The 24240-nt window shown below is 53.9% G+C and carries 20 protein-coding genes and 1 pseudogene; 19 read left to right on the forward strand and 2 right to left on the reverse strand.

The features are described from left to right. From IPK17_RS35330 to IPK17_RS35355, 6 genes are all read left to right on the forward strand, one after another. Entirely contained in the window at nucleotides 1-303 is a 303-nt protein-coding gene (locus IPK17_RS35330; protein ID WP_343422416.1) for a hypothetical protein, read from the forward strand. Nucleotides 304-406: 103 nt separating this feature from the next. Further along, nucleotides 407-961 (forward strand): GH116 family glycosyl-hydrolase, encoded by a 555-nt coding sequence (locus IPK17_RS35335; protein ID WP_343422417.1) that lies wholly within the window; start codon nucleotides 407-409, stop codon nucleotides 959-961. 19 nt (nucleotides 962-980) lie between these two features. Next, on the forward strand, nucleotides 981-3029 hold the full coding sequence (locus tag IPK17_RS35340) for a GH116 family glycosyl hydrolase (RefSeq protein WP_343422418.1): 2049 nt from the start codon (nucleotides 981-983) through the stop codon (nucleotides 3027-3029). Nucleotides 3030-3281: 252 nt separating this feature from the next. After that, on the forward strand, nucleotides 3282-5708 hold the full coding sequence (locus tag IPK17_RS35345; protein WP_343422419.1) for a hypothetical protein: 2427 nt from the start codon (nucleotides 3282-3284) through the stop codon (nucleotides 5706-5708). 47 nt (nucleotides 5709-5755) lie between these two features. Continuing rightward, a complete protein-coding gene (locus IPK17_RS35350; RefSeq protein WP_343422420.1) occupies nucleotides 5756-6364 on the forward strand; it encodes an alpha-L-rhamnosidase N-terminal domain-containing protein in 609 nt (202 codons plus the stop codon). A 149-nt stretch (nucleotides 6365-6513) separates the two neighbouring features. Next, nucleotides 6514-8748 (forward strand): family 78 glycoside hydrolase catalytic domain, encoded by a 2235-nt coding sequence (locus IPK17_RS35355; protein WP_343422421.1) that lies wholly within the window; start codon nucleotides 6514-6516, stop codon nucleotides 8746-8748. Nucleotides 8749-9299: 551 nt separating this feature from the next. Here the strand turns inward: IPK17_RS35355 and IPK17_RS35360 are convergent. Continuing rightward, the gene (locus IPK17_RS35360; RefSeq protein ID WP_343422422.1) at nucleotides 9300-10193 is read right to left on the reverse strand and encodes a GTP-binding protein; all 894 of its coding nucleotides are present in this window, start codon (nucleotides 10191-10193) and stop codon (nucleotides 9300-9302) included. Nucleotides 10194-11092: 899 nt separating this feature from the next. On the opposite strand from IPK17_RS35360, the gene IPK17_RS35365 reads away from it, so the two are divergent. The 13 genes and pseudogenes from IPK17_RS35365 to IPK17_RS35430 all read left to right on the forward strand — a co-directional run bounded on the left by IPK17_RS35365 (nucleotide 11093) and on the right by IPK17_RS35430 (nucleotide 22693). Further along, nucleotides 11093-12667, forward strand: a complete 1575-nt coding sequence (locus IPK17_RS35365; RefSeq protein WP_343422423.1) for an ABC transporter substrate-binding protein — start codon at nucleotides 11093-11095, stop codon at nucleotides 12665-12667. Between the two features lie 69 nt (nucleotides 12668-12736). Then, a complete protein-coding gene (locus IPK17_RS35370; RefSeq protein WP_343422424.1) occupies nucleotides 12737-13714 on the forward strand; it encodes an ABC transporter permease in 978 nt (325 codons plus the stop codon). 5 nt (nucleotides 13715-13719) lie between these two features. Next, nucleotides 13720-14646, forward strand: a complete 927-nt coding sequence (locus IPK17_RS35375; protein ID WP_343422425.1) for an ABC transporter permease — start codon at nucleotides 13720-13722, stop codon at nucleotides 14644-14646. Between the two features lie 14 nt (nucleotides 14647-14660). Beyond that, nucleotides 14661-15651, forward strand: a pseudogene (locus IPK17_RS35380) (ABC transporter ATP-binding protein). After that, nucleotides 15648-16652 carry an ABC transporter ATP-binding protein gene (locus IPK17_RS35390; protein ID WP_343422428.1) on the forward strand — a complete coding sequence of 335 codons (1005 nt, stop codon included), beginning with the start codon at nucleotides 15648-15650 and terminating at the stop codon, nucleotides 16650-16652. The pseudogene IPK17_RS35380 and the gene IPK17_RS35390 overlap by 4 nt, the downstream one beginning before the upstream one ends. Nucleotides 16653-16677: 25 nt before the next feature. Further along, on the forward strand, nucleotides 16678-18096 hold the full coding sequence (locus IPK17_RS35395) for a family 43 glycosylhydrolase (RefSeq protein ID WP_343422429.1): 1419 nt from the start codon (nucleotides 16678-16680) through the stop codon (nucleotides 18094-18096). Further along, entirely contained in the window at nucleotides 18093-19409 is a 1317-nt protein-coding gene (locus tag IPK17_RS35400; protein ID WP_343422430.1) for a glycoside hydrolase family protein, read from the forward strand. Before IPK17_RS35395 ends, IPK17_RS35400 begins: the two co-directional genes overlap by 4 nt. Next, nucleotides 19393-19572 carry a GH32 C-terminal domain-containing protein gene (locus IPK17_RS35405; protein ID WP_343422431.1) on the forward strand — a complete coding sequence of 60 codons (180 nt, stop codon included), beginning with the start codon at nucleotides 19393-19395 and terminating at the stop codon, nucleotides 19570-19572. Before IPK17_RS35400 ends, IPK17_RS35405 begins: the two co-directional genes overlap by 17 nt. Before the next feature lie 66 nt (nucleotides 19573-19638). Continuing rightward, entirely contained in the window at nucleotides 19639-20184 is a 546-nt protein-coding gene (locus tag IPK17_RS35410; RefSeq protein WP_343422432.1) for a hypothetical protein, read from the forward strand. Next, nucleotides 20088-20690 carry a hypothetical protein gene (locus IPK17_RS35415; protein ID WP_343422433.1) on the forward strand — a complete coding sequence of 201 codons (603 nt, stop codon included), beginning with the start codon at nucleotides 20088-20090 and terminating at the stop codon, nucleotides 20688-20690. Before IPK17_RS35410 ends, IPK17_RS35415 begins: the two co-directional genes overlap by 97 nt. Beyond that, on the forward strand, nucleotides 20690-20926 hold the full coding sequence (locus IPK17_RS35420; RefSeq protein WP_343422434.1) for a hypothetical protein: 237 nt from the start codon (nucleotides 20690-20692) through the stop codon (nucleotides 20924-20926). Before IPK17_RS35415 ends, IPK17_RS35420 begins: the two co-directional genes overlap by 1 nt. Before the next feature lie 201 nt (nucleotides 20927-21127). Continuing rightward, nucleotides 21128-21559: an HNH endonuclease gene (locus IPK17_RS35425; protein WP_343422435.1), complete on the forward strand. Its 432-nt coding sequence runs from the start codon at nucleotides 21128-21130 to the stop codon at nucleotides 21557-21559. Between the two features lie 39 nt (nucleotides 21560-21598). Then, nucleotides 21599-22693: an integrase core domain-containing protein gene (locus tag IPK17_RS35430; protein WP_343422436.1), complete on the forward strand. Its 1095-nt coding sequence runs from the start codon at nucleotides 21599-21601 to the stop codon at nucleotides 22691-22693. Nucleotides 22694-22779: 86 nt separating this feature from the next. On the opposite strand, the gene IPK17_RS35435 is transcribed toward IPK17_RS35430, so the two are convergent. Continuing rightward, nucleotides 22780-24237 carry a glycoside hydrolase 5 family protein gene (locus IPK17_RS35435; protein WP_343422437.1) on the reverse strand — a complete coding sequence of 486 codons (1458 nt, stop codon included), beginning with the start codon at nucleotides 24235-24237 and terminating at the stop codon, nucleotides 22780-22782. Nucleotides 24238-24240: the final 3 nt, after the last annotated feature.

Here is a 24240-nt window from a genome sequence, read left to right on the forward strand (position 1 = left end):
ATGTGGGAAAACATGGCCCACGGCGGGGATGACCTTTATTGGGATGGCAATTGGGTCAATTTCCACTGGTTCCTCGCCCCGGTTGTCGCAGCCGGAATCATCGAACAAACCTATGGAGGCGTCTACGCCAACCAGCAGTATGGTCAAGCGTTTGGACTTGATGGCTGCGAAATCCTCAATTTCGTGGCCGATCCCGCCCAGATGCGCTTTGCGGTTAAAGAGCGGCTTAATCGTCGACGGACTGTTCCAGTGGTTTTGACAGTCGCTCGGACTGTCAGATCACACTTGACGGCGCAGCTCTAACCAATACGGTCAGTCATTCCGGCAAAGTTCGGTTTGAACTCCAACTGGAACCGTCGGAAACACGCGAGATTATTATTGATCTTCGGCAAGGATGAGATAGACGATGACTGTCACGCGCTATACCGATGAGACTACGGCTGAGATTTCATTCCCGCTTGGTGGCATTGGGACCGGCTGTATCGGCTTGGCCGGTAATGGCCGGTTGATCGACTGGGAGATTTTCAACAAACCGAACAAAGGCAGTGTGAATGGGTTCTCACATTTCGCCGTCCGGGCTGAGCGCGATGGCAAGGTCATTGACGCGCGCGTCTTGAATGGCGAACTCAATGGTTCGTATACGGGAGTCTTCGGACGCAAGTGGTTCTTTGAGGGTTTTGGCTGGGGACCGCTGCGCGAGACGATGGCGGGAATGCCGCATTTTAGCCAGCATGAATTTATCGGGGAGTACCCTTTTGGGGAAATCGGCTTTTCAGAACCGAACTTTCCCGGACGGGTACGCTTGAAGGCGTTCAACCCGTTTATTCCGACCAACGATAAGGACTCTGGTATCCCGGCTGCGTTCTTTGAAATCGAGGTGATGAACACCTCAAATGAAGTCCTGACCTACGGTTATCGGCGCACTGGGCAATCCATTTGGCATCAATGGTGGCTACAATGAACTCACTCAGAGTAGCGGCATGCACATGCTGACCATGAGAAGCAACCAAGTTGCGCTTGATGCCTTCGAATACGGTGACCTGACCATCGCAACCGATGCCGAAACATGCAGTTACCAAGAATATTGGTATCGCGGCACTTGGAACGACGCCCTCGAGATTTACTGGCGCGACCTCTTAAAGCCCGGTGCGCTGGTCAATCGGCATTATCCAAGAGAGCAGGGATTCAAATCAAGCGGCTGGCATGACCGCGATACTGGACACATTGCGGCACACATGTCTTTGCAACCGGGCGAAACGCGCAGTATCCGCTATGTGATCACGTGGAACTTCCCCAACAATCGGAACTACTGGAATTCTGAAGCGGACAGCCGAGCACAAACCGCCGGACTCAAGAATGCTTGGAAGAATTACTATGCCGTGCTCTGGAACGATTCGGTCGCTAGTGCTCGCTATGCGCTGGGGGAGTGGGATCGTCTGCACGAAGCCACGCAGTTGTTCAAAGACGCTCTCTTTGCCAGCCACATGCCGCCGGTCGCGCTTGAGGCCGTGGCATCAACGATGTCTGTGCTCAAAAGCCCGACCGTGCTGCGCCTCGAAGACGGCACGTTTTACGGCTGGGAGGGCGTGGGGGAATCCGCCGGTTGTTGCGAAGGGTCGTGTACCCATGTTTGGAATTACGCACAGGCTCTCGCTTTCCTCTTTCCCAAACTTGAACGCGGGATGCGAACAGCCAATTACCGCTATAACGTTGATCCGGCGGGCGGCAGCCATTTCCGAATTCAGCTTCCGCTTGGTCTGCGTTACAGCGATTTCCGTCCCTGTGCGGATGGTCAGTTCGGGGATGTCCTGAAAACGTACCGTGACTGGAAGATCAGCGGTGATACTGATTGGCTGAAAAGCATCTGGTCGACAGTGAAGAAGACCATCGAATACGCTTGGAGTCCAGAGAATCCGGATCGGTGGGACCCGGACCAGACGGGGGTTCTCTGGGGACGTCAGCATCACACCCTCGACATGGAGCTATTTGGGGCCAATGCCTGGTTAACCGGACACTATCTCGGTGCGCTCAAGGCAGGTGCGGAAATGGCAGCGTTCTTGGGTGAAGCCGAATTCAGCGAACAACTCCTCGCTATTTTCAACCGGGGTAAGGCTTGGGTTGACAAGAATCTGTTTAACGGCGAATTCTATGTGCAGAGCGTTGATCTCCACGATTATGCCTTGCTGAAGTCATTTGACCGAGAAGGGGATTACGCGTCCCATACCTATTGGAGTGAGGAGCACGGAGAAATCAAATATCAGATTGGCGACGGGTGTGAGATCGATATGGTGCTCGCTCAATGGCACGCCAATCTATACGGCCTGGGTGAAATTTTCGATGGTGAGCAGGTCAGAAAAACCCTGGCCGCAACCTATCGCTACAACTTCAAAAAGTCGATGAAGGACGAATACAACCCGTGGCGGTTGTACACTATCAACGACGAAGCTGGCACCGTGATCTGTGCTTGGCCCGAAGGTCGCCGGAAACCGATGATCCCACTGCCTTATTCTCAGGAAACAATGACCGGGTTTGAGTACGCTGTCGCAATTCATATGATTCAAGCGGGACTGGTCGACGAGGGCATGATCTGCATTGAGGCCATCCGCGCACGGTTTGACGGTCGAAAGCGCAATCCGTGGAACGAGATTGAGTGTGGTAGTAACTACGCTCGGGCTCTAGCAAGTTATGCGTTGCTCAATACGTTCTCCGGTTTTCAGTTTGACATGGTGAAGGGGAAAATCAGTTTTGCGCCTATTCAGGCGGGCGACTGTGAATTCTTCTGGTCACTCGACAGCGGCTGGGGAAAGTATGTTCAAACCCCAACCACGAGGGAAATCCATGTCCTCTACGGAGAGTTGTCTTTAACGGCATTGCAGGTGAGGGACGAGGTTCAGCGGGTTGAGCTTGACCGGCAGATTGTCGATTTTCGGCGCGCGAACAACGGGATCGTATTCGGTCACACGCTTCATCTGGCCGCTGGCACGCGCTTGACCGTCACCCTTGCCACTGACAGCGAACTTCATGAGTAATGCGCTCGAGGTCTTTCAGGATGGCGCGGTCGTAGAAATCGCGAACCAGCGGATCAAGATACGCTGTAGCATCACTCCCACGGGTGTGGATCGAGCCTTCTTTGCTTTTGATGGCAACGGTTGGGTGTTGATCGCGGCTTCATTTCGACCGCCTGTGGCGCGGCTTGCCGAAGCTAGCCCCTCTATGACACTCGCCTTGCCCCCGAGCACCGTCTGCTGACATCTGAGGGCTTGAACACGGTTCATCAGATCGTGCAGGAAAACGACTATGCGTCAGTTGTCCTATTTGGTGAGACTAACGGTCATCTGATTCGTGAAACGCTGACGTTGCGTAGGGACAGTGATCACGTTCATGTCGAAGTGTCGGTCACACTCGCTGGTTCGCCACCTCGCTTAGAGTACATCCTATCGCCGTTTGTCTTTGCAGTCGCGGCTGAACCGGAGTTCATCCATTCTCCGTCACTCAAATTCGCGGATGATGATGTGATCGGGGATCGTGTATTTGAATCCCCGGCGGTCATCCTGCAACACCAAGCCTGTTTTATGGCTCTGGTACCCGATCTGGATTTTATCAACCAATATGCCGTAATTGCGCTCGAAGCACGGCAGGTGGCTACTGGCAATGCATTTTCTGTCCCGTACGATCGTAATCAAGTGACGATGCCAGTGGCGCTCGATCTACTGATGCACTCTGGTCTGACATCACAGCCGCTTGCGGCTTACGGGATTATCGACAGCATCGCCACCCATCACATGCACTGGCGGCATCCGAGTGATGGCTCGATGGTGCGGACACTCGCAACAGATACGGTGCGTTATGCGTTTGACTTGTTTATCAGCGCAGAGGCTCCACGCTATCGGGGTTACCAACGCATTACGCGTTATTTATGGGAGCGCTACGGCGGTCGCTATTTTCGCCAACCACGTCCTCAAGCGATGCCCTTCAACGATTATGCAAAGATCTGCTACCCAGCGAGTTTTGCCTATCTTGGTTCGGATGTTGTGCTTGAAGCCGGTGAGCGAATGGCAGCGCATCAGGCACCCGCCGGTTATCCCGACTTGCCTTCATGGCTCGAATGGGAGTTGGACGGCGTTCGCGTCGGTGGTTACCGAAACAATGCCCCACAGTGGTATGATCTCATCGGTAATACGATGTTCTGGAATAATGTTCGTGATGCCGTCGCTTTGTACTGGTGGCGTCAGCGACTCCACGATGAGGACCTACTTGATAAAGCGCGTTGCGGGCTTAACTTAGCGCTGGCTGCCCCGCAGCACGAGGGTTTGTTCCCGACTATTTATCGTTTTCAAGACCAGCGGTGGCAAAACAACCATTGGGAGCCCCCTCTGGCTCTTGATCCACAGCGCACCGGGTTGCTGTGTGAACGCTACTTCAACGATTACAGTGAGAGCTATCACACGGCCTCGATGAGCAAGACCGCCGCGCACCTCCTGCGCTACATGCGCCTCTGCGAAGCTGATCCGCGCATTCTACCCTACGTCCGGCGGTACGCGGACTTTATTGTGACCCACCTTGACGAAAACGGCTGTTTACCCGCATGGTTCAGCCCGAGCTTACGGCCAAATGCGCACTTACGTTTTAATGGCGAGAGCGGCGTTCATGTTTGGTTCTTGGCTGAACTCTATCAGGTAACGCGTGAAGAGACCTATCTCAACGCAGCTAAACGCCTTGCCAGTTTCATCGCTCAGGAGCTTTTGCCACGACAACGTTGGCTCGATACCGAGTGCTACTTCTCGTGCGGTTCCAAAGCGATGGATTTCCATGACGCCTATCAGCAGCAGGAACCACGCGGATCACTGGCGATGATCTGGTCCGCGGAAGGCTTTGCCGCTTTGTACCGCGCAACCGCCGACCAAAGCTACCTCAAGTTAGGTGAGCAAGTGCTGGACTACGCTCTATTTTTTCAGGCGGTCTGGCAGCCGCACTATATCGTCACGGCTTACGCGTTTGGGGGCTGGAATACCGATAATGGCGACGCGGCCTGGTTGGATGCGCGTCAGGGCGAATTTGCGGACATTCTGATTTATTATGGCATGGCGTTGGGACGGCAGGACTTGATCGAACGCGGCGTTGCTTCGGCACGCGCAGGATTAACGCTCATTAATCATTCGCGCCACATCGAAAACGACATCTACGCCTTTCCCAATTTCCCGTTGGGTCTCGGACCGGAAAATATCGATCATGAAGGCTTCCCGCAATCGACCATGCGCACCGACGCGAGTTGGGGCGAGGTCGCGGGACTCTGTGGTGCGGCTGATGTCATGCGCCAGTTGGGTGGCGTGTACTTGGACGCAGAGAAGAACCTTGCGGTCGGTGTCGATGGGGTGGTGCTCAGTGGTACTTCGATCTCCGACGGCACAATTCGAATCAGCCTTGCGAATTCCCTCAACAACCTGCCGATGGCCTACTCGGAAACGTTCTCTGTGCAGCTTCGGGTAGTTGGACTAGCCGATGGGTGGTATGAAATCATCATCAATGACACAGCGCAGGGAAGTGTTTCTCTGCCAATCAACAGCTTACCTGTCTGCTTAACGTTCATAGGGATACGGTATCTGTTGACAATGCCTAGATTATCTCGCCCATCAGCGATTGATCGACGAAAACAGGTCGTCTTACCATGGCTGATGATCGCCATCGCTGAAGTAGTGACTGCGCGTTGATCTTTTTCTCGGCGGCGCCTGTCCCCGTGAGTAAAGGACTGAGGAAAATGGACTCGCTTGATTTTTCACCCGCCGCCCGCTGGATCTGGGGACAGGATGATGCGGTTTCACAGAATGCATGGCGGTACTTCCGCCGCGATTTCTCTGTTGCACATGACATAAAGAAGGCGACCCTGCTCATTACTGCTGACTCACGGTATGAATGCACGGTCAACGGGCATTTCATGGGGCGTGGACCCGCTCGAAGTTTTCCATTTTCATACAGCTACGATGTTTATGATCTGACACCCACGCTGATACCCGGTGAAACCAACAACTTGGCAGTCCTTGCCAACTATCTGGGTGACCATACGATGATGTACATTCGCGGTCGAGCGGGATACCTGTGCGAAATTGTGCTCGAAGATGCACACGGCAATGTGAGCCGTTGTCCTTCGAATGCGCAGTGGAAGACCGCCCCCTGCCTCGCCTTTAACCCGCGAGCCCCGCGCATCGCCATTCAACTCGATTTTGAAGAACAGTATGACGCGCAGCTTGAATTGTCCGGTTGGGATGCTCGATCATACGATGCCTCGAACTGGCTCAATGCAATCAGATCGGCCCGGTGGGTTGCGAACCCTGGGTTCAGCTTGAGCGGCGCTCAATCCCGTTTCTGAGCGAGAATAAGCTCGCCCCCATACAAGTCAAAGCCGTTGAACTCGCACGTCCACGAGTGGGTACCACGTGGACCTTGGATTTACGCACCCTGAACGGCAATATGCGGACGGGTTTGCGCAGCGCGCCACCGGGTGAGCGAGGCTCGATATTGTTTACCGAGGTGTTTGCGCCAGGTGCTTGCCAAGTGCGGGTACACAGCTTTCCGAACTATGAAGCGCTGGCGCTGCGCATCAACGACCGGCGAGCAGATCGGATCACGATGCTTGATGTGACCGGAAAGCCCGTTGAGTTTTCACTGCAGCCGGGCGCAAATCTCGTGATGACTCGCGATACCGAGTGGCCGTCGTTCTTCTTTGAGTGTGATGAGCCACTGCACTTCTCGGCTGAAAGGTTTGTTAGGGATGCGGCTTGGGTCCTGATCGCCCCATTAAACGAGACGCTTGGTGAGGTCGAAGAACGTTGGTTCGTCGCTTCACTGGATGACCTTCCGAAGGGTGATTCCTTTATTGGCATCCCCGCCAGCGCCCACCAGCCCGATATCGCCTCTTTAACTATCTCGCAGAGATTCTATGCCATTGACGGCGGCTTTTGCTCCGCCGACATCGACACACCGACACCGCGTGAACGTTTGCCCGGGGCTCGTCCTGCGCCAAGCGTTAAACCCGCGGCTCTGCTGCATGACAATAGTGACTGGACAACTATTAATCCGCAGTCGGATGGTGACGTCCACCTGGTGCTAGATTTCGGTCGTGAAGTAATCGGTTTTGTTGAGTTTGAAGTGAATGCGCCTGCGGGAGCGACTCTCGACGTAAACCTCTTCGAAGGAATAGATGCTTCGGGCATTTTCTGGACTCAGAATCTGCGCAACAGCTTCCGTTATATATGCCGTGAGGGCCGGCAAACCTTCACTTCCCACCAGCGGCGTGGATACCGCTTTGTTTCGATTACGCTGCGCAACCTGACACGCCCACTGTATATTCGCTACGTGAGCACGCTGGTATCGACTTATCCGGTCGAAGCCCAAGGGAGTTTCACCTGCTCCGACGAAACCCTCACGAAAATCTGGAACGTCGCCGCCTATACGGTGCAATTGTGTATGCTTGACACCTATGTCGACTGCCCAGCATATGAGCAGGTGTTCTGGGTGGGTGACGCACGCAACAGTGCGCTTGTGAATGCTGTCGCGTTTGGCGCATACGATCTCACCGACCGGTGTATACGCTTGACTGGTCAATCCCTGTCTGCCGAAATGAGCAGAGTGATACCGCCGCATCTACTGACGATGCGCCCGCATCTGACCGCCTCACATGTGGTAAGTGGGTGGTTCAACGAAGTTCCGATGTGGACGTTTCTTTGGATCTGGATGGCTTGGGAACAATATCAGAATGTTGGTGATCGAACCGCACTGAAAGACTATTATCGGGACATCAGTGAATGCCTACGCCGCTGTGAGGGCTTCGTCAATGAGCGTGGCTTGTTTGATGTGCCAGACGTCTGGAACTTGGTGGACTGGGCAGCACAAGACCACGAAAGTCATGGTGAGGTGATCAGCAATGCAGTGTTGATGGCTCAGTCCCTCGACTATGCCGCCAATATGGCAGATATTCTTGATCTACCAGAACCAGCGTCACACCATCGCCGGCTTGCACAACGCTTGCGTGACGCTGTTAACCGCTTAGGTTGGTCGGAGCAGTATCAGGGTTACGTAGACACGGTTCGCGATGAATGGGCGTATATCCAGTACAAGCAACGCAACGAACTTCAAGGCTTGCCCGTCATCAGTTTCGCAGACTTCCGTGCCAAACAGCGGATCAGTGAACCAACCAACACATTGGCATTGTTATGTGGTGCTGTGTCTCTAGAACGCTATCCGGCGGTCATGAGATTCGTGCTGGCAGCCAAAAACGGTCAGTTTGTGGGCCGCAGTCCGTGGCACGCGCGTTTCGGAAGTCCCGACGAGGTTGTGCCTGTGGGCAGTCCCTGGTTCCTATTTTTCACGCTTCAGTCACTCTTTGAACAAGCTAGACCCGAAGACGCGTTTCCAATACTGCGGGAACAGTGGAATCGCATGCTTGAAAAGGGCGCCACTACGTTCTGGGAGACGTTTCCGGGCGATGTCAGCAGTGGCCATTGGAGTCGCAGTCTGTGTCACGGATGGTCAGCCGCTCCAGCCTATTTTCTTTCGACCCAGGTATTAGGTGTAACACCGACCGCACCCGGCTATCGCCGCATACGTATCGCACCGAAAACTTGGAATCTACAGTGGGCATCCGGCACTGTACCCACCCCGTACGGACTCGTCAGCGTAGCGTGGCACATGGACGGAGACCAACTGAGGCTTACTTACAATGTTCCAGAGGGTTGTGAGGTCGAGTTAGGCTAGTGCCTGACAAACTACTTAAAGCAACCCACGATCACGGGAACCGGATGATCGAAAGAACCAACGGCAACAGGATCGTATCACTCGCGCCTGAACCTTATGCGGAATACGAACCTGCCGACGATAACGAAGGTCGTTGGTACGCTTCTCGACTCCAAAGTGATTCAGTTCAACCACGCGCCATGTTTCACCAATTAGCGTTCGATCGACTTCCGCGCTACTGCTTGGTTCAATCCTGCGGTTAAGCTGACGCACGTCAACCCATCATCGCTGCACCGATGCGGCGACCTACAATTTCTGGCTCAATCTAGTCCTCATTCCCCGCATTCACATAAATGTATGGGCAGCGTGCCGCTCTCTTGGCGATCTACGACTTTTCTCCCGTGCGAATGCGATAGGTTGGCTTCGGGGGCAGTGGACGAAAACACTCAAAGTGGGTGAGATAGTAACGGGACAGCGGATCGGGTCTGGAAACTTCAATACTACGCAGCGCGGCGTGATGGAGCGTTGCCGGATCAGTGTTCACGCGCGCATTTAGTATGAAATCAAGCTGTTCAACGGGAAATCGAACGAGTCAGGTCCCACGTCAATTCACTCTCATTCTGGGTAAGGCTCACCTTATAGGTTGCTACTGGAGTCACGATCTGCGCTTTGATGTGGGCAATGGATGATGGTTGCAGACTATCCTTCAACGATGCAAATAAATCCATCGCCCATTCTTGAGCCGAAAAAGGCACCGATGCGCGCACAGCTCCCTGCATATTCAGCCAAGCTAATTCAGCTTCGGCATCGGCATAGCGGGCGTAATCGACTTCCATATCCATCAGACTGGCGCTCGTTCTCCCAGTCATGAAACCCATCCAGTCATCGATACCGAAACCCGAGTGCGCCGAGATGGTGAAAACCTGACTGCGGGGAAACTGTGCTTGAAGAGCAGCCTTGCGTTCCAGCAAAGAATCCGGCTCAACAAGATCCGCTTTGTTGAGTAAGATGACTTCGGCTTCGGTGAGTTGGCATTCGTACAAATAGGCGACGTTCGGGGAAAAAGTTCTCACATCCCGACTGGCATCGATGACAACACTTAGCGGCGCCACTTCAAATTGCCCCGGGAAAAGTTGTTCCAGTGGGCGAATCACGGTAGACAGGAGATCGGTACAACTTCCAACAGGCTCCGCTAGTATGATGTCTGGCTGAACCTTATTCTGCAGTTGCGTTAGGGCTTGTAGTAAGTCGTTAAAGGCACAACAAAAACAGCTTCCTGCAACCTCGGCTACTGGAAACCCCTGCTTGTTTAGGAGCGCCGTATCAACTAGATTTGACCCCTGATCATTCGTCACAAGTCCTACGCGGTAACCTTGCTTAACGAATCGTTTTGCGGCCTGCGTCAGCAGTGTCGTTTTGCCTGAACCTAGGAACCCCCCAACAATCATTAGTCGGTTTGGTGCCATTAGATCACCCTTGCCTCGATAAATGTACTGACTAGTTTCATGTTTAGATATGCGTAGTATTAAGGATCCGCTTTACGCCTGTTGGGCTTCATGCTCATTCCCTAGTATTGAAAAATTCGACACGCTCTATTGATATGTTCTCGTTCACTCGAATAAACTGCTCAACCTCTCGTTTCTGGGAACCTTATGCTCAGGTTTCTCTTAAGTTATCTGCTCGCAATCTTACGTCTAGTGTTTGCGAGGAGAGATGAACTCCAATCTTCTCACACACGTGCGAATCCTGCTCATCCTATTGTGGTAGTGTCTTCATTACTACACCAAAATAGACCTTTTGACCAAAGAGGAAGACAGGATTCGAACATCGGCTGAGAGAAAAAAGGGCTTTCTGAGAGTGTCAGAAAGCCCTTTTTCCCGTGAGCGGGGAAGACAGCTATAGAACCCGCATGGCGGATCACAGAATTCCAGCCGGGTACAGCCCGTGAGGCTGTGAGGCAAGTCTTGGAGTGCCCCTCTTTCTACGGCAAAAAAATCGGCTCACGGCCATTACAGTTGAACATGCGATATTTCAAGCTTCTGATTTTTTTAAGTCTGTCTGATTGGTTGCGACCAACTCCCGCATCTCGCAATCCAAACGGACAGTTACCCCACTGTACTACCCCCCCAGCAGTTTCGATTATCCTGAGTTTTGGAGCGTATCGACATAACGCTTACGTGTTGTACAGGCCAACATGGGAGCAGATGCCGAGTGCGCAACGTAGGTGCAAACAATACCCTATAGCGTCGTTTGAACCAAAATATACATGGAGATAGAGACAATGAATTTGCACAGTAAACAATTTCGTCGCTTGTACCTTTTCGTGCTCCTCCTGCTTCTTGTCGGTTTGTCCGGACTATCTGTATTGGCGCAGGATGACCTCAACATTCTGACTATCGGGCGTGAAGGTAACACGACGTACACGCGAAATTTCAACCCCTTCTCCCCGAACGCGCTCAATGGCACGACAACAGCCATCTATGAACGACTCATCATCTGGAATCCAATCAATGGCGATATTGTGCCGTGGCTCGCGACAGGTTACGAATGGAGCGACGATGGGCTGACCTTGACCTTTGACGTACGCGAAGGCGTAGTGTGGTCGGATGGTGAACCATTCAGCGCGGCAGACGTTGCATTCACTTTTGCTCTACAACGCGAAATGTTCGGAGAAGGCGTCTATCCCTATCTGACGAGCGTGGAAGCGCTTGATGCGACGACCGCCGTTTTCCAGTTGAGTGAACCCTTCTCGCCAGCAATCTACGAAGTTGGTCAGCAGGTGATTGTTCCTGAGCATATCTGGACGGACGTCGAAGATCCCGCCAATTGGACGAACGAAGAACCAGTCGGCACTGGTCCGTTTACTGAAGTGGCTGTATTCCAAGATCAGGTCTATGAACTGCACCGCAACCTGAATTACTGGCAGGAAGAGAAGCCCTATATCGATGGTCTGCGCTGGCCTGCGTTCCCAACCAATGATCAGGTGACTCTGGCTACCATCAATGGCGAAGTCGATTGGGCGGACATCTTCATCCCGCAAATTCAGACGACTTACATTGACCGTGATCCCGAACACTACAACTACTGGTTCCCGGCAACCACCTTCACCGCTCAACTTCTGATGAACAACGAAGTTAAGCCCTTTGATGATCCTGTCGTCCGTCGCGCAGTCAGCCTCGCCATTGATCGGAATCAGGTTGTCAGTATTGCGATGCAGGGCTACACCACGCCCATCGATGGGACGGGTTTGAGCGATGCATTCTCGATCTGGAAAGATGCGGACTTTGTCGCCGCCAATACGTGGACAACGCGTAACGTTGAACTAGCGAATCAGCTGCTGGATGAGGCGGGGTACGCGATGGGCAGCGATGGTATTCGTGTGATGGAGGATGGCACGCCGATGTCGTTCGAGATCATCGTCGGTAGCGCATCGACCGACTGGGTTTCGTCGTCACAGGTCATTGCGCAGAACCTACGTGATATCGGGATGGATGTGCGCGTTAACGGCCAGGATTGGGGTTTGGTGATCGAACGCAAGCAGCGCGGCGATTTCCAGATGGCTCACTCGTGGAGTGGCTTTGGTCCGACACCGTACAACTACTATCGCAGTGTCCTCTCGTGCGATCACACCATGCCAATTGGCGAAATCACGAATGAGAATTATCACCGTGGTTGTAGTGAAGAGGCCACGGATCTGCTCAATCAGTTCACGGCAACGTCTGATCCGAAGGAACAGATGGACATCATGCAGCAGATTGAACAGATTTACGTTGATGTCGTGCCTGTTGCCCCTCTGTTCGGATCGCCGGAATGGGGTGAATTCAGCACCCTACGCTACACCGATTTCCCCAGTGCAGACAATCCGTATGCAACCCTTGCCAGTCGAGCGAATACGGCTGTCATGGTCATGACGACCGTCCGTCCCGTCGATTCGCAGTAAAATCATCTGCTCCGCCGGGAGCGTGCTCCCGGCGGAGACCGCACTTAAATCGGGATTTGGAGGCAAGGGATGAGTTTTATTCTTAGGCGAGTTGGCTTCTATGCTGTCGCCATCTGGGTATCGATTACGATCAATTTTTTCTTGCCTCGTCTGATGCCCGGTGACCCGGCTGCGCGCTTGATGGCTCGCATCTCGACCCAGCTTCGCCCGGAGGAAATCGATGCGATGCGGCGCGTGTTCGGCTTTAGCGATGCACCCATTTTCAACCAGTATCTTGAATATCTGGGACACATTCTGCAAGGTGACTTAGGGAAGTCGATTAGTCGTTTTCCAAGCCCTGTGACGGATGTCATCGGTATGGGACTGTTCTGGACAATTCTGCTCGGTGCAGTAGCGCTGGTGATCAGTTTTATCGTTGGGAATGTGCTCGGCATCATCGGGACGTGGCGACGCGGTGGATTGATCGACTCCGTCATGCCGCCGCTGCTGATCTTTGTGGGTGCGTTTCCCTATTTCTGGTTGGCGATGGTGGCGCTGTATGTGCTTGGCTTCCAACTGAATCTCTTCCCACTGCGACATGCCTATGCCAATAATCTCTCACCGGGTTTCAATCTGACCTTCGTTGGTAGTGTCATACGACATTTGATCCTTCCTGCCGGGACAATCGTGCTCGTCTCGGTGGGCGGATGGGCGCTTGGTATGCGTAACGCCATGGTATCGACGCTGTCTGAAGACTACGTTATTTACGCTGAAGCGAAAGGGCTGCGTCAGCGGCGCATTATGTTCAACTATGCCGCGCGCAATGCATTGCTGCCCGCCGTCACTTCTTTGGGTATTTCTATCGGTTTCATCCTCAGCGGCGCACTCTTGACCGAAATTGTGTTCTCGTATCCGGGTTTGGGCTTCCTGCTACTGAGCGCAGTACAGAATCTCGATTACCCGCTACTGCAGGGCCTGCTGTTGATGACTACGATGGCGGTGCTCATTGCCAATTTCATCGTAGACATTGCCTACCTGTGGCTTGACCCGCGGATTCGGGTGAGGTAAATGCAATGAGCATTCGTGACCCCCATGTTCCACAGGCGGAAAACGCGGTCAATGTGCCCCAAAACGACACAACACGAACGTCAAGACGGCGGCGTATGCCGCATCTACTCCGTAATCGCAAGGTCGCTATCAGCCTAATTATTCTTAGCGTCTTTGGGCTCATGGCGATCTTCGCCCCACAGATCGCGCCCGGACGCCCGCTGGACTTCGTTGGGCTGCCGCATCAAGCGCCGTCGACAGAGCATCTACTGGGCACAACAGGTCAGGGTCAAGATGTTTTTACCCAGCTCGTCCACGGCGCACGCCGGTCCCTGATGGTCGGCATCGCGGCTGGACTGGTAACCTCATTCTTTGCCACGGTTGTCGGCATCTCCGCGGGCTATTTCGGTGGTAGGGTTGATACCTTGCTGTCCATGCTGATCAATGTGTTTCTCATCATACCGGGGCTGCCGCTACTGGTGGCGCTGGCCGCCTTTCTACCTCCCGGTGAAGTGACGATTATCTTTGCGCTCGCCTTCACCGGTTGGGCGTGGACGGCGCGAGTGATCCGCGCACAAACGCTGTCTGTGCGCGAAAAAGACTTTGTGCTTGCGTGTATCGTTAGTGGGGATAGCCATCTACGGGTTATGTTCGTCGAAATCCTCCCCAATATGGCTTCAATCGTCGCGGGCGCGTTATTCGGGTCGATCACGTACGGAATTGCCGCGCAGGCTGGGTTGGAGTTTCTTGGATTAGGTAACATCAGCTCGGTCAGTTGGGGAACGATTCTGTACTGGGCGGGAAACAATAGCGGTCTGTTGACAGGCGCGTGGTGGACATTCGTCCCGGCAGGTCTATGTATCGCCCTGGTCGCGTTCGCGCTCGCCATGCTGAACTACGCGATGGACGAGATTACGAATCCGCGCTTGCGCGTCGATCAGGAGGAACGCTAGTGGTCGGTTCAAGTATCTCTACATCTACGGGTGAAAGTTTGCTCTCGGTGCGCGATCTTCATGTTGAATATCGCACGCGTCGCGGTGTTGTAAAGGCTGTAGATGGTGTTTCCTTCGACATTCGCGCAGGTGAAGTGCTTGGGCTGGCAGGGGAATCGGGGTGCGGTAAATCGACCGTAGCTCATGCGCTGATCCGCCTGCTGAAGCCGCCAGCTTATATCACCGGAGGACAAATATTGTTTGAGGGTCGTGATGTCGTCAACCTCAACGATTATGCGCTTCAGGCATTGCGCTGGGAACAAATATCGTTTGTCTCGCAGAGCGCTATGAACGCGCTCAATCCGGTTATGACCATCGGCAATCAAATCGTCGATGCCATTCAGGCGCACCGTCCGACCAAGAGAACCCTAGCTCGCAATCGCGCGATGGAACTCTTGGAAACTGTCGGACTTGACCCCAAGCGGGTAGACAGCTATTCCCATCAACTGAGCGGTGGTATGCGGCAACGCGCAATTATCGCCATTGCGCTTGCGCTCAACCCAAAACTCATCATCATGGATGAGCCGACGACGGCGCTCGATGTAGTTGTGCAGCGGCAGATTATCGAAGAGATCCAGCATTTACGCGAGCAGTTCGGCTTTTCTGTGCTTTTCATCACCCATGACTTGTCCCTCTTGGTGGGAATTCTCTGACCGAATCGCCGTTATGTATGCGGGTGAAATTGTCGAGATTGGCGCATCGCGGCACATTTTTGAAGTTCCTCAACATCCGTACACCGTGCGATTGATGCGCTCATTCCCAACTCTGTACGGCGAACGCTCACCCTTACTCGGTATTTCCGGCTCTCCTCCCGATCTCGTCATGCCGCCTAGCGGATGCCGGTTTCACCCACGCTGCGACCTAGCCCAAATTGGCTTGTGCGAACAGGTGCGTCCACAGCTTAAGGTTGTGACTGACGCGCAACGTGCAGCGTGCCATTTAGTCCCAGAAAAGCGTGCCTTATGAACGTTGAAACGCCTATTCTCGAACTGCGTGGCGTGAGCAAAGTATTTGTCTCCGGAAGTGCTTTCGCGCAAATGCATGTACGAGCTGTCGAAAACGTTGACCTTCAGCTCTATCGCGGTCGCGTGACGGCGCTCGTCGGAGAGAGCGGTAGTGGCAAAAGCACTATCGTGCGCATGCTTGCTAGACTGCACGACCCCTCCGGCGGCGATATCTTGTTTAAAGGTGAAAGTATTCGTAATGAGCGGGGCAGATCGGCGCTTCTCCGCTACCGCAAGCGTGTACAGATGATTTTCCAAGATCCGTTCAGCTCGTTAAATCCTGTACATCGAGTCGATCATCATTTGCTCCGTCCGCTCAAGATCTATGGTCTAGCGCGGGGACGGCGTCAGCTCAACGAGAAAGTGCTCGAACTGCTCAACCGAGTGAAGCTGAATCCGCCCGCTGAATTCGCCGCGAAATATCCGCATCAATTGAGTGGTGGCCAGCGCCAGCGTGTGGCCATCGCTCGTGCGCTGGCCGTTGAGCCAGAGGTCATGCTTGCAGATGAGCCAGTGTCGATGCTTGACGTGTCTATTCGCATCGGCATTCTCAATTTGCTAGACGAACTGCGCTCCGAATACAACATGGCGGTACTGTACGTCACCCATGATATCGCTAGTGCGCGTTACTTTGCCCAAGAAATCGTCGTGATGTATGCAGGATACATTGTGGAGAAGGCTGATAGTGAGGAGTTGATCCGGAATCCGAAGCACCCATATACGCAGCTTCTACTCTCTGCCGTTCCCGATCCGGCACGTGGATTGAAAACGACGACGACAGCGATCAAAGGCGAACTCTCTAGCTCAGCGAATGTTGGAGTTGGTTGCCCGTTTGCCAATCGCTGCCCACATGTGATGGACATGTGCCGCCGCATTGTTCCGACAAGCCAAACTCTAGATACAACTCATTCTGTCCGCTGTCACTTATATACACCTGAAGGTCAGCGCGCGACAGCGAGCTGAACCCACTGGAAAGGTTGAATCATTCATGCCAGTCTACTATAAGCCTACCGATGGATGGACGGGAGACTTCATTCCGTTTTATTGGAATGGAGAATATCACCTGTTCTACCTGAAGGATTACCGTGACAAAGCGAATCACGGCGAGGGAACGCCATGGTTTCACCTGTCAACGCGTGATTTCATTCACTTCACCGACCACGGCGAAGCGATCCCGCGCGGCACGGAGCTGGAACAGGACTTATACATTTTTACCGGTTGTGTTTACGAGCATCAGGGGCTATTTCACATCTTCTACACCGGGCATAACCCGCATTTTCGTAAAGCAGGTAAGCCGGAACAGGCGGTCATGCATGCGACCAGTCGAGACCTGATTCACTGGGAAAAAGACCCCGCTAATCCAATTCTCTATGCGGATACCGACCGCTACGAGCTGCATGACTGGCGTGATCCGTTTATCTTCTGGAACGAGGATACTCAGGAACATTGGATGCTGTTGGCGGCGCGCGTCAAACACGGCGCGAATAATCGACGTGGGATCACGGTCTTGTGTGCCTCGAAAGACCTGATACATTGGGAAATTCGAGATCCTTTCTGGGAGCCGGGGCTCTATTTCACGCATGAATGCCCTGATCTCTTCCGTATGGGCGATTACTGGTATCTCGTCTATTCGACTTTCTCCGAGCGGATGATCACGCACTATCGTATGTCTACGTCGTTGGAAGGGCCGTGGACAGCGCCGACGAATGATAGCTTCGATGGACGCGCGTTCTACGCCGCTAAAACGGCATCAGATGGGATGCGCCGGTTTGCCTTCGGGTGGATTCCTTCACGGACGAACGAGGAAGATACGGGGAGTTGGAACTGGGGTGGCAACCTAGTGGTGCACGAGCTTCAGCAGCAGTCTGATGGCGTGCTTACCGTCTGTCCTCCAGTCGAGTTATTCGGGCATTTCAACCGAACGATTGCCATCAACCCTCAGCCAGAAGTAGGCGAGTGGACGCTTCATAATGGTGACGCGTCCGCCGAAGCAACCGACAGCTTTGCTTGGTGTCGAATGGGACACATGCCTGGCTCGTGCTTGATCGAAACAACCATCCGGTTCTCAGACAATACGCGCGGCTGTGGACTTTTGCTGCGCTCAGATGAGTCAATCGATCACTACTACATGCTGCGCCTCGAACCGGGGCGTCAATGCGTTCTGTTTGAACGCTCACCTCGTCCGGGAGATGAGCCGCCGATTATCGAGCGACCGTTGCTGCTCGACAGTGCGAAGCCTGTGCAGTTGCGTATGTTTGTTGAAGGGACAGTGATTGTCGCTTACGTGAACGACGAGATCGCTCTGAGCGTACGTGGTTATGAGCATCGGACTGGCGATTTTGGGGTCTTTGTGGCTGAAGGGGCGGCATCATTCAGCCGAACGGAACTCAAAGGCGTACCGGAATGAAGCTCAGCCGAAGAGCAGCCCTCAAGCTGCTGGGAGTAGGCGCTGTGGTTTCAATGATGCCAGAACTTGTCAGACCGCTTGGGACGCAATTAAGGAATGGAGAGATGCTGCACTACATACATCCAGATCATATCGTTGGCGATGTTCACCCATTCTTCTTTGACGGGACGTGGAACATGTATTACCTTGCGCCCGGCTTCTATTCCAAGCTGATGACATCGACCGATCTGATTCACTGGCAGCAAGTTCCCATCACCCACGAACCACCTACTGACGAGTCGCCTGAAATTGCGCCCTATTTTGTTTTGGGTGTATTTCGCGACGACATTAATCAAGTTTTTCGTACCTATCACGGTTGGACGGCGAACAATATGCACAGTCATGTGAGCGACAACCTGATGGATTGGCGTTTTGCGCCGAATTCCTTCCGTGTCCTCGCTCAGTATGCGCGCTACTCACAGCAGCGCGATCCCTACGTATTTTGGAACGAAGTGGAGGGTCAATACTGGTGTGTCATGACCTGCAAAGTCAAAGGTTATGATGATGCCACAAATGGTGCAGTGGGTTACGCCTCTTCGCCTGATCTAGAGCATTGGGAGGGACGCGGGGATCTGTTTTTTACGGGGAATATGCGTGAGCCGGAAGTGCCGCAGATTTTCAGTATAGACGAAAAATGGTATCTCCTTGCCAGCATCCACACGGGTACGGAGGTTGGTAAACCTTCCTATTGGATGAGTGACGCTCCGAGTGGGCCTTGGACGGCTGCGCTCACAGACAGCCTTGACGGTCAGCATTTGCAGGCGGCGAATGTTGGATTTGATGGTGAACGCTGGCTCTTGTTCGGCTGGATTCCATTGACGACCGAGCAAACCCACGGTCATTATACGTGGGGTGGTCATCTCGCATTTCCGCGTGAGATCTACCCATTGCCGAATGGGGAACTAGGCGTGCGGCTTGAACCCGCGTTTGCGGCAGCCGTGCGCGGTAGTCTGTTGTTTGACAGTGCCACGACTCATGTGACCGCTATCAGTGGAAGCTGGTCAGTAGAGGATGGATTCCATTATCGTGCGTCGGATGGAGATGGCCTGCTTGATCTGGGGGACTTAGACGCGCGAGTCGATGTTGATATTGTTTTTACCCCCTCTACCGATACAAGGATTGTTGCCTTACGCTTGAACGACCACTACGAAGCCAGGTATCGATCTGCACGATCAGCTACTTTCGATTGGCACCCTGTGGACTGCTCCCATTCAGTATGCGAATCTGCCAGTTTCGGTGGAACCAGGCCGTATTCAGATGCGCATCCTGATTGAAAAGGATATGGTCGAAATGTTCGTCAACGACCGCTATGCGTTAGCAGCACGGTTGCCTCGGGAACTGGATACGACCGCATTACGTCTCGTGGCAACTGGCGGTGATGTTGATTTCGAGGAGCTGCGCGTCTTTCATCTGCTAAGTATGAATGAATTGGCATGAATTGGTCATCTGCACGGGGTGCTATGATGACAGCAAATGGATTTCTTGAGCAGTTAGGGTGGTAAGATGGCTCTTGCGCGGCGTTTCTACGACACTTTAGCGGCGGTGCTCTATGACACGCAGGACCTGAAGGCAGGCGCAAGCTTGCTGCAAACGGATCGGGTAATGGCACAACGATTCGACGTGTCGGAAAGCACTACTCGTAATTGGCGCAGGGGAAAACATACGCAGATTGCGCCCAAGACTGCTGCTGCAATTGTCGCAACTTGTGAACGAATTGCACCATACCGCGTGCCCGAGCTTCTTTTCATCGACCGTCTGTCACGCGGCGTCCATGAGGTCAAAGCTGCTGCTGAAGACCTCGTAGCCCAGCTAGAAAACTATGTGCTGGATCGTGGGACGAACTGGCATATCTATTCAGGTCCGCTGAAGATAGCCTTTGATACCAGCATCAATGTCGATCAGCGTCGCCGTCTCCTCAGTCGATCTAGCATGATTGTAGAGCGTATTTTGAGATGGGCATTGATAAGGCGGACATCCCCTGCATTTCGGAACTCATCCGCTATTCCATGCATGGATGGTATATCGACGGTTTCTACAAGATCCGGTTGACTAGTCTCAGCAGTCAACAGACTGGTATCTATGACGGCTATCTGGGAGCAGTTGAGGAAGCTCTCTATATGGGGGATGGGTGTGCCATCCCCAGTATGGTCTCTGGCAATATTGAACGCGCTCTGCAATATACCAAACAGGCGCTGACGATTCTTGACACTGCGACCCCCAGTGACGAACGCCAATCCGCAATCGGCATTCGGGATGCCAGTGTCATGATTCGAGCGATTCAGGCAATGATTGCCTGTCATTCTGGATCATCGCAAGATCAGGAGACGATTACAGGATTTCTCCAAGAGTGCGAGTCTGTGACTGCCGACATTGAATGGATTGAGGGGACACGACAAGAAGCCTTGGGCTATGCAGAACTAGTCGGTCACAAGGATTATGCCAAAGCTGCTGAGCATTTTGCTCAGGCGGGGCGTTTCTTGGATCGCTGGTTGGCACAATTCGGCGTGCCATTTAGCAGCACTTCCTCGCAGAGCCTTGGGGATATGCGCTGCTAATGATTGATGGCCCGACATCCGAGGTAAAGTCGCAAATCTCCGACGGACTGATCCGCACCATCGATCTCGGTATTGTTTCTCATGAAGTTCGTGCTCGTCTGTGCCAATCTCGTTTCTACGAACGCCTTGGCGATACCAACATGGCCTCATTTCATCTTCAACGGACAGAGGAACTTGTGCAGCGACATAACCTGCAAAAGTGGTATGACATGCTTACGAGTATCATCACCAAGTGAGGTGTCGACATCTTGAACAGATTCTCGAACGATAGGCAAGCTCGTTCGAGAAATTAGTCCCTGAACTAGGCGACTTACATTTAATCCACTGCTAGAATAGTCCTGAACGAAACTCCGATTGCAGACTTCTGTAGTCGTGGTATTTCAATCCCCTTTAGTTCTCCGCAATTTAAGTCTCAATTCCCTCAAGGAACAATCCCCATGACCCAATCTATTCCCCTGACCAAAGGCCAATTTGCGTTGGTCGATGATGCCGACTTTGTGTGGCTCAACCTCTGGCGCTGGCGGCTCAGCTCCAAAGGCTACGCCGTACGCAGTTTCACGGTTTCCGGCAAAGAGCTCTTGATTTCTATGCATTGCGACATCATGCTGCCCACGCGTCCGCTGGTAGTCGATCACATTGACCGGGACAAGCTGAACAATACGCGGGCCAACTTGCGCCTGCTCACCCCACAGCAGAACTCGTGGAATCGGGGCGTATTCAAGAACAATTCGACCGGTTTCAAAGGCGTGACCTACCAGCATGACAAGTGGCATGCACGAATTGAGACCGACGGCCAGACCATACTGTATGGTGCGAAAACCCTATTCAGTCTCAGCTGCTCTCGACCAAGAAGGGATTTCGTTTGTTAAAATAGCCGTTCCAATCTCTCAACTTGGTCATCGCACTCCATGTTTTGGTATTCGCTTCACCAGCTCACAGCCTTTCTGCTCGACGTTCTGCATGTTGTTCGGCAACCACTCGATCAGAAAGATCTCGAAATCCTGTTCCTGCGCCAACAGCTTGCCGTTGTTCGCCGTCGTCAGAAACGGGGACCGTCGCTCTCGCCTGTCGAAAAGTTCTTGTTCGCCACCCTCGTTACCCGTCTCAAACAGACGGGGCAGCCCGTTCGCGAGCAACTGAGTACTTTCCTGCTGCTGTTCCAACCAGACACCCTGATGCGGTGGCACCGTGACCTCGTGCGCAAGAAATGGACGTATTCCTCCGCGAGAAACCGAGGAGGACGCCCCAGAACCGATGCGGAGGTGGAAGGGTTGATCTTGCGCCTCGCACGCGAGAACGGTTGGGGTGGCGGCAAATTGCACGGAGAGTTGAAAAAGCTGGGGGTGACCATTGGCGAAACGACCCTTCGTGATATCCTACGGCGGCACGGCATTCCTCCCGCCCCAGAACGGCAACGTCGAGCCACCTCATGGCGTACATTTCTAAAACACTATCGTCACCAACTCCTCGCGTGCGATTTCTTCACCGTTGAAACGCTCCGCTTGCAGACCCTCTACGTGTTCTTCTTCATGGAAGTCGGAACCCGCCGCGTGCAGCTCGCAGGCATCACGGCACACCCGACCTCCGCTTGGGTCAATCAGCAAGCACGAAATTTTCTCTGGCAGCTTGAGGAGTCAGGTTATCCGGCACGCTACTTGATCCGCGATCGTGATAGCAAGTATGTGCACGGCTTCAACGCCATCTTCGAAACCGAAGGGATCGACGTCATCAAAACACCGGTACGTGCCCCGAAAGCCAACGCGTTTGCCGAGCGTTGGATCCGCTCTGTCCGCGAAGAATGCCTTGACCGGCTCATCATCCTTGATCAGCGGCACCTCCACTACGTCCTTACCGGGTATCTTGACTATTACAATTGTGCCCGCCCGCATCAGGGGATCGAACAACGCACCCCGATCCCGCTGCCGATTTCAAACCCTCGGGGACAGATCGAACGGCGCGATATTTTGCACGGTCTCATCCACGATTATCGCCGCGTCGCCTAGTTTTCCCGTGCGGATGTGGTTTTCGCACCATACACGCGCCGAACGGGATGCGGCCTAAGGGCAGGTCACGCGCCATAAATCACTCACTAGCCTACGTACCAGTTGAACGACCACGGGCCGACGCCGGCGGCGTTTTCGGCACGGATGCGATAGGCATAGCTGATCCCGGGCAGTGCTGTTCGATCGCGAAACAGCACGGGCGGCACAGCGTCGCCCGACGCTTCGTAGGGCTGCACGTCCTGAATGACTACGTCGACCACTTGTTCGCCGACAACGAGCCAATCGCCAGCAGGTTGTTCCGCCCGTTCAATGCGATAGTGGCTCGCTCCGGTGACGCCCCGCCAGTTTAACCCGTCCGGAGTAGCGGGCGCTGTCCACATAGGGGCTTCAGTGGGTGGCTCGACGGGTGGCTCTGGCAGCCCGCGGATGGCAAACGCCTGTTGGCGCATGAGCTGGAGCAGTGGGGATTCGTCGTAGCTGTTGCCGAGGGGAAAGCCCGGCCAGTGGTACGAGTTATAGTGGCTGCCGTTCTCATTGTGATAGTAGAAGCCACCATCACGGCGATGTCCGCGCAGACTCCACAGCAGCGCCCCCGAAGTGCCGTTCTCAAGTATCGACTCGATTAGATTGGTGAGGTTGGCGTATTCGCCCATGCCGAACTCATCGGCGATTAGGGGTTTGCGCCCTGCGATTTGGGCCAATGCCCGCTGATTTTGCTCGCGCAAGTCATACGGACGACCAAAAACTCGGCTCCAATACTCGTAATAGTGATCGCTGAGCACGTCGATGGCGGGTTCGGTGAGGAAAGCGTCGCGGTTGCCGCCCGCTTCCATCACCAGATGATTCGCGTCGATGCTCTTGAGAAAGCGCGCCATCTCAATCGACCAAGTCGTGAGCGTGGGCAGCCATGCCTGCGTATCCAAGCCGCGATCCTGCGCCCAACTATCAAGCTCGTTGCCCAACTGCCATGCGAGGACGGCGGGTTCATCTTTGTAGAGCGTGCCGGTATAGACATTGCGCCGATGCAATACGTCGTAGAGTAGGGCTTGGTATTCCGATTTGAACAGCGGATCGGTCCAGAACTCAGCGCCAGTTCGACCTTTCCAGCCCGCCCATTCGTCGACGCCGCGCCAGCCGGGGAAGCTGTGCGAGTCGATAAACGGGAAGATCAGGCGAATGCCGTATTCGTTGGCCAGTTGAAAGACTTTGTCGAGTGTGCGGAACGCGTCTTCGTTGTACTGTCCGACCGCGTTCACGTAGACCGGCAGGTCGCCGTCGATGTCGGCGTGGAGCGACAGACAGAAGATGCGCGCGACGCGGCAGCCCATCTGCGCGAGCGAAAGCAGCAGGTCGCGGATCTCGAACTCGTCCGGAAAACGGTTGGAATAGTCGGGATGCACCTGATTCTCGTTCTGGTGCAGGTTGGGCAGGGCGAAACCGAGAAAGCGATACTCGCTGCCCTCCAGCCACAGTTTGCCGTCGCGGGCGGTGACGAAGGTGGGTTCGTTTGGTTTGATGATCACAGGTGCGCGCTGAACGGCCATGAC

This window comes from Candidatus Flexifilum breve (assembly GCF_016713355.1).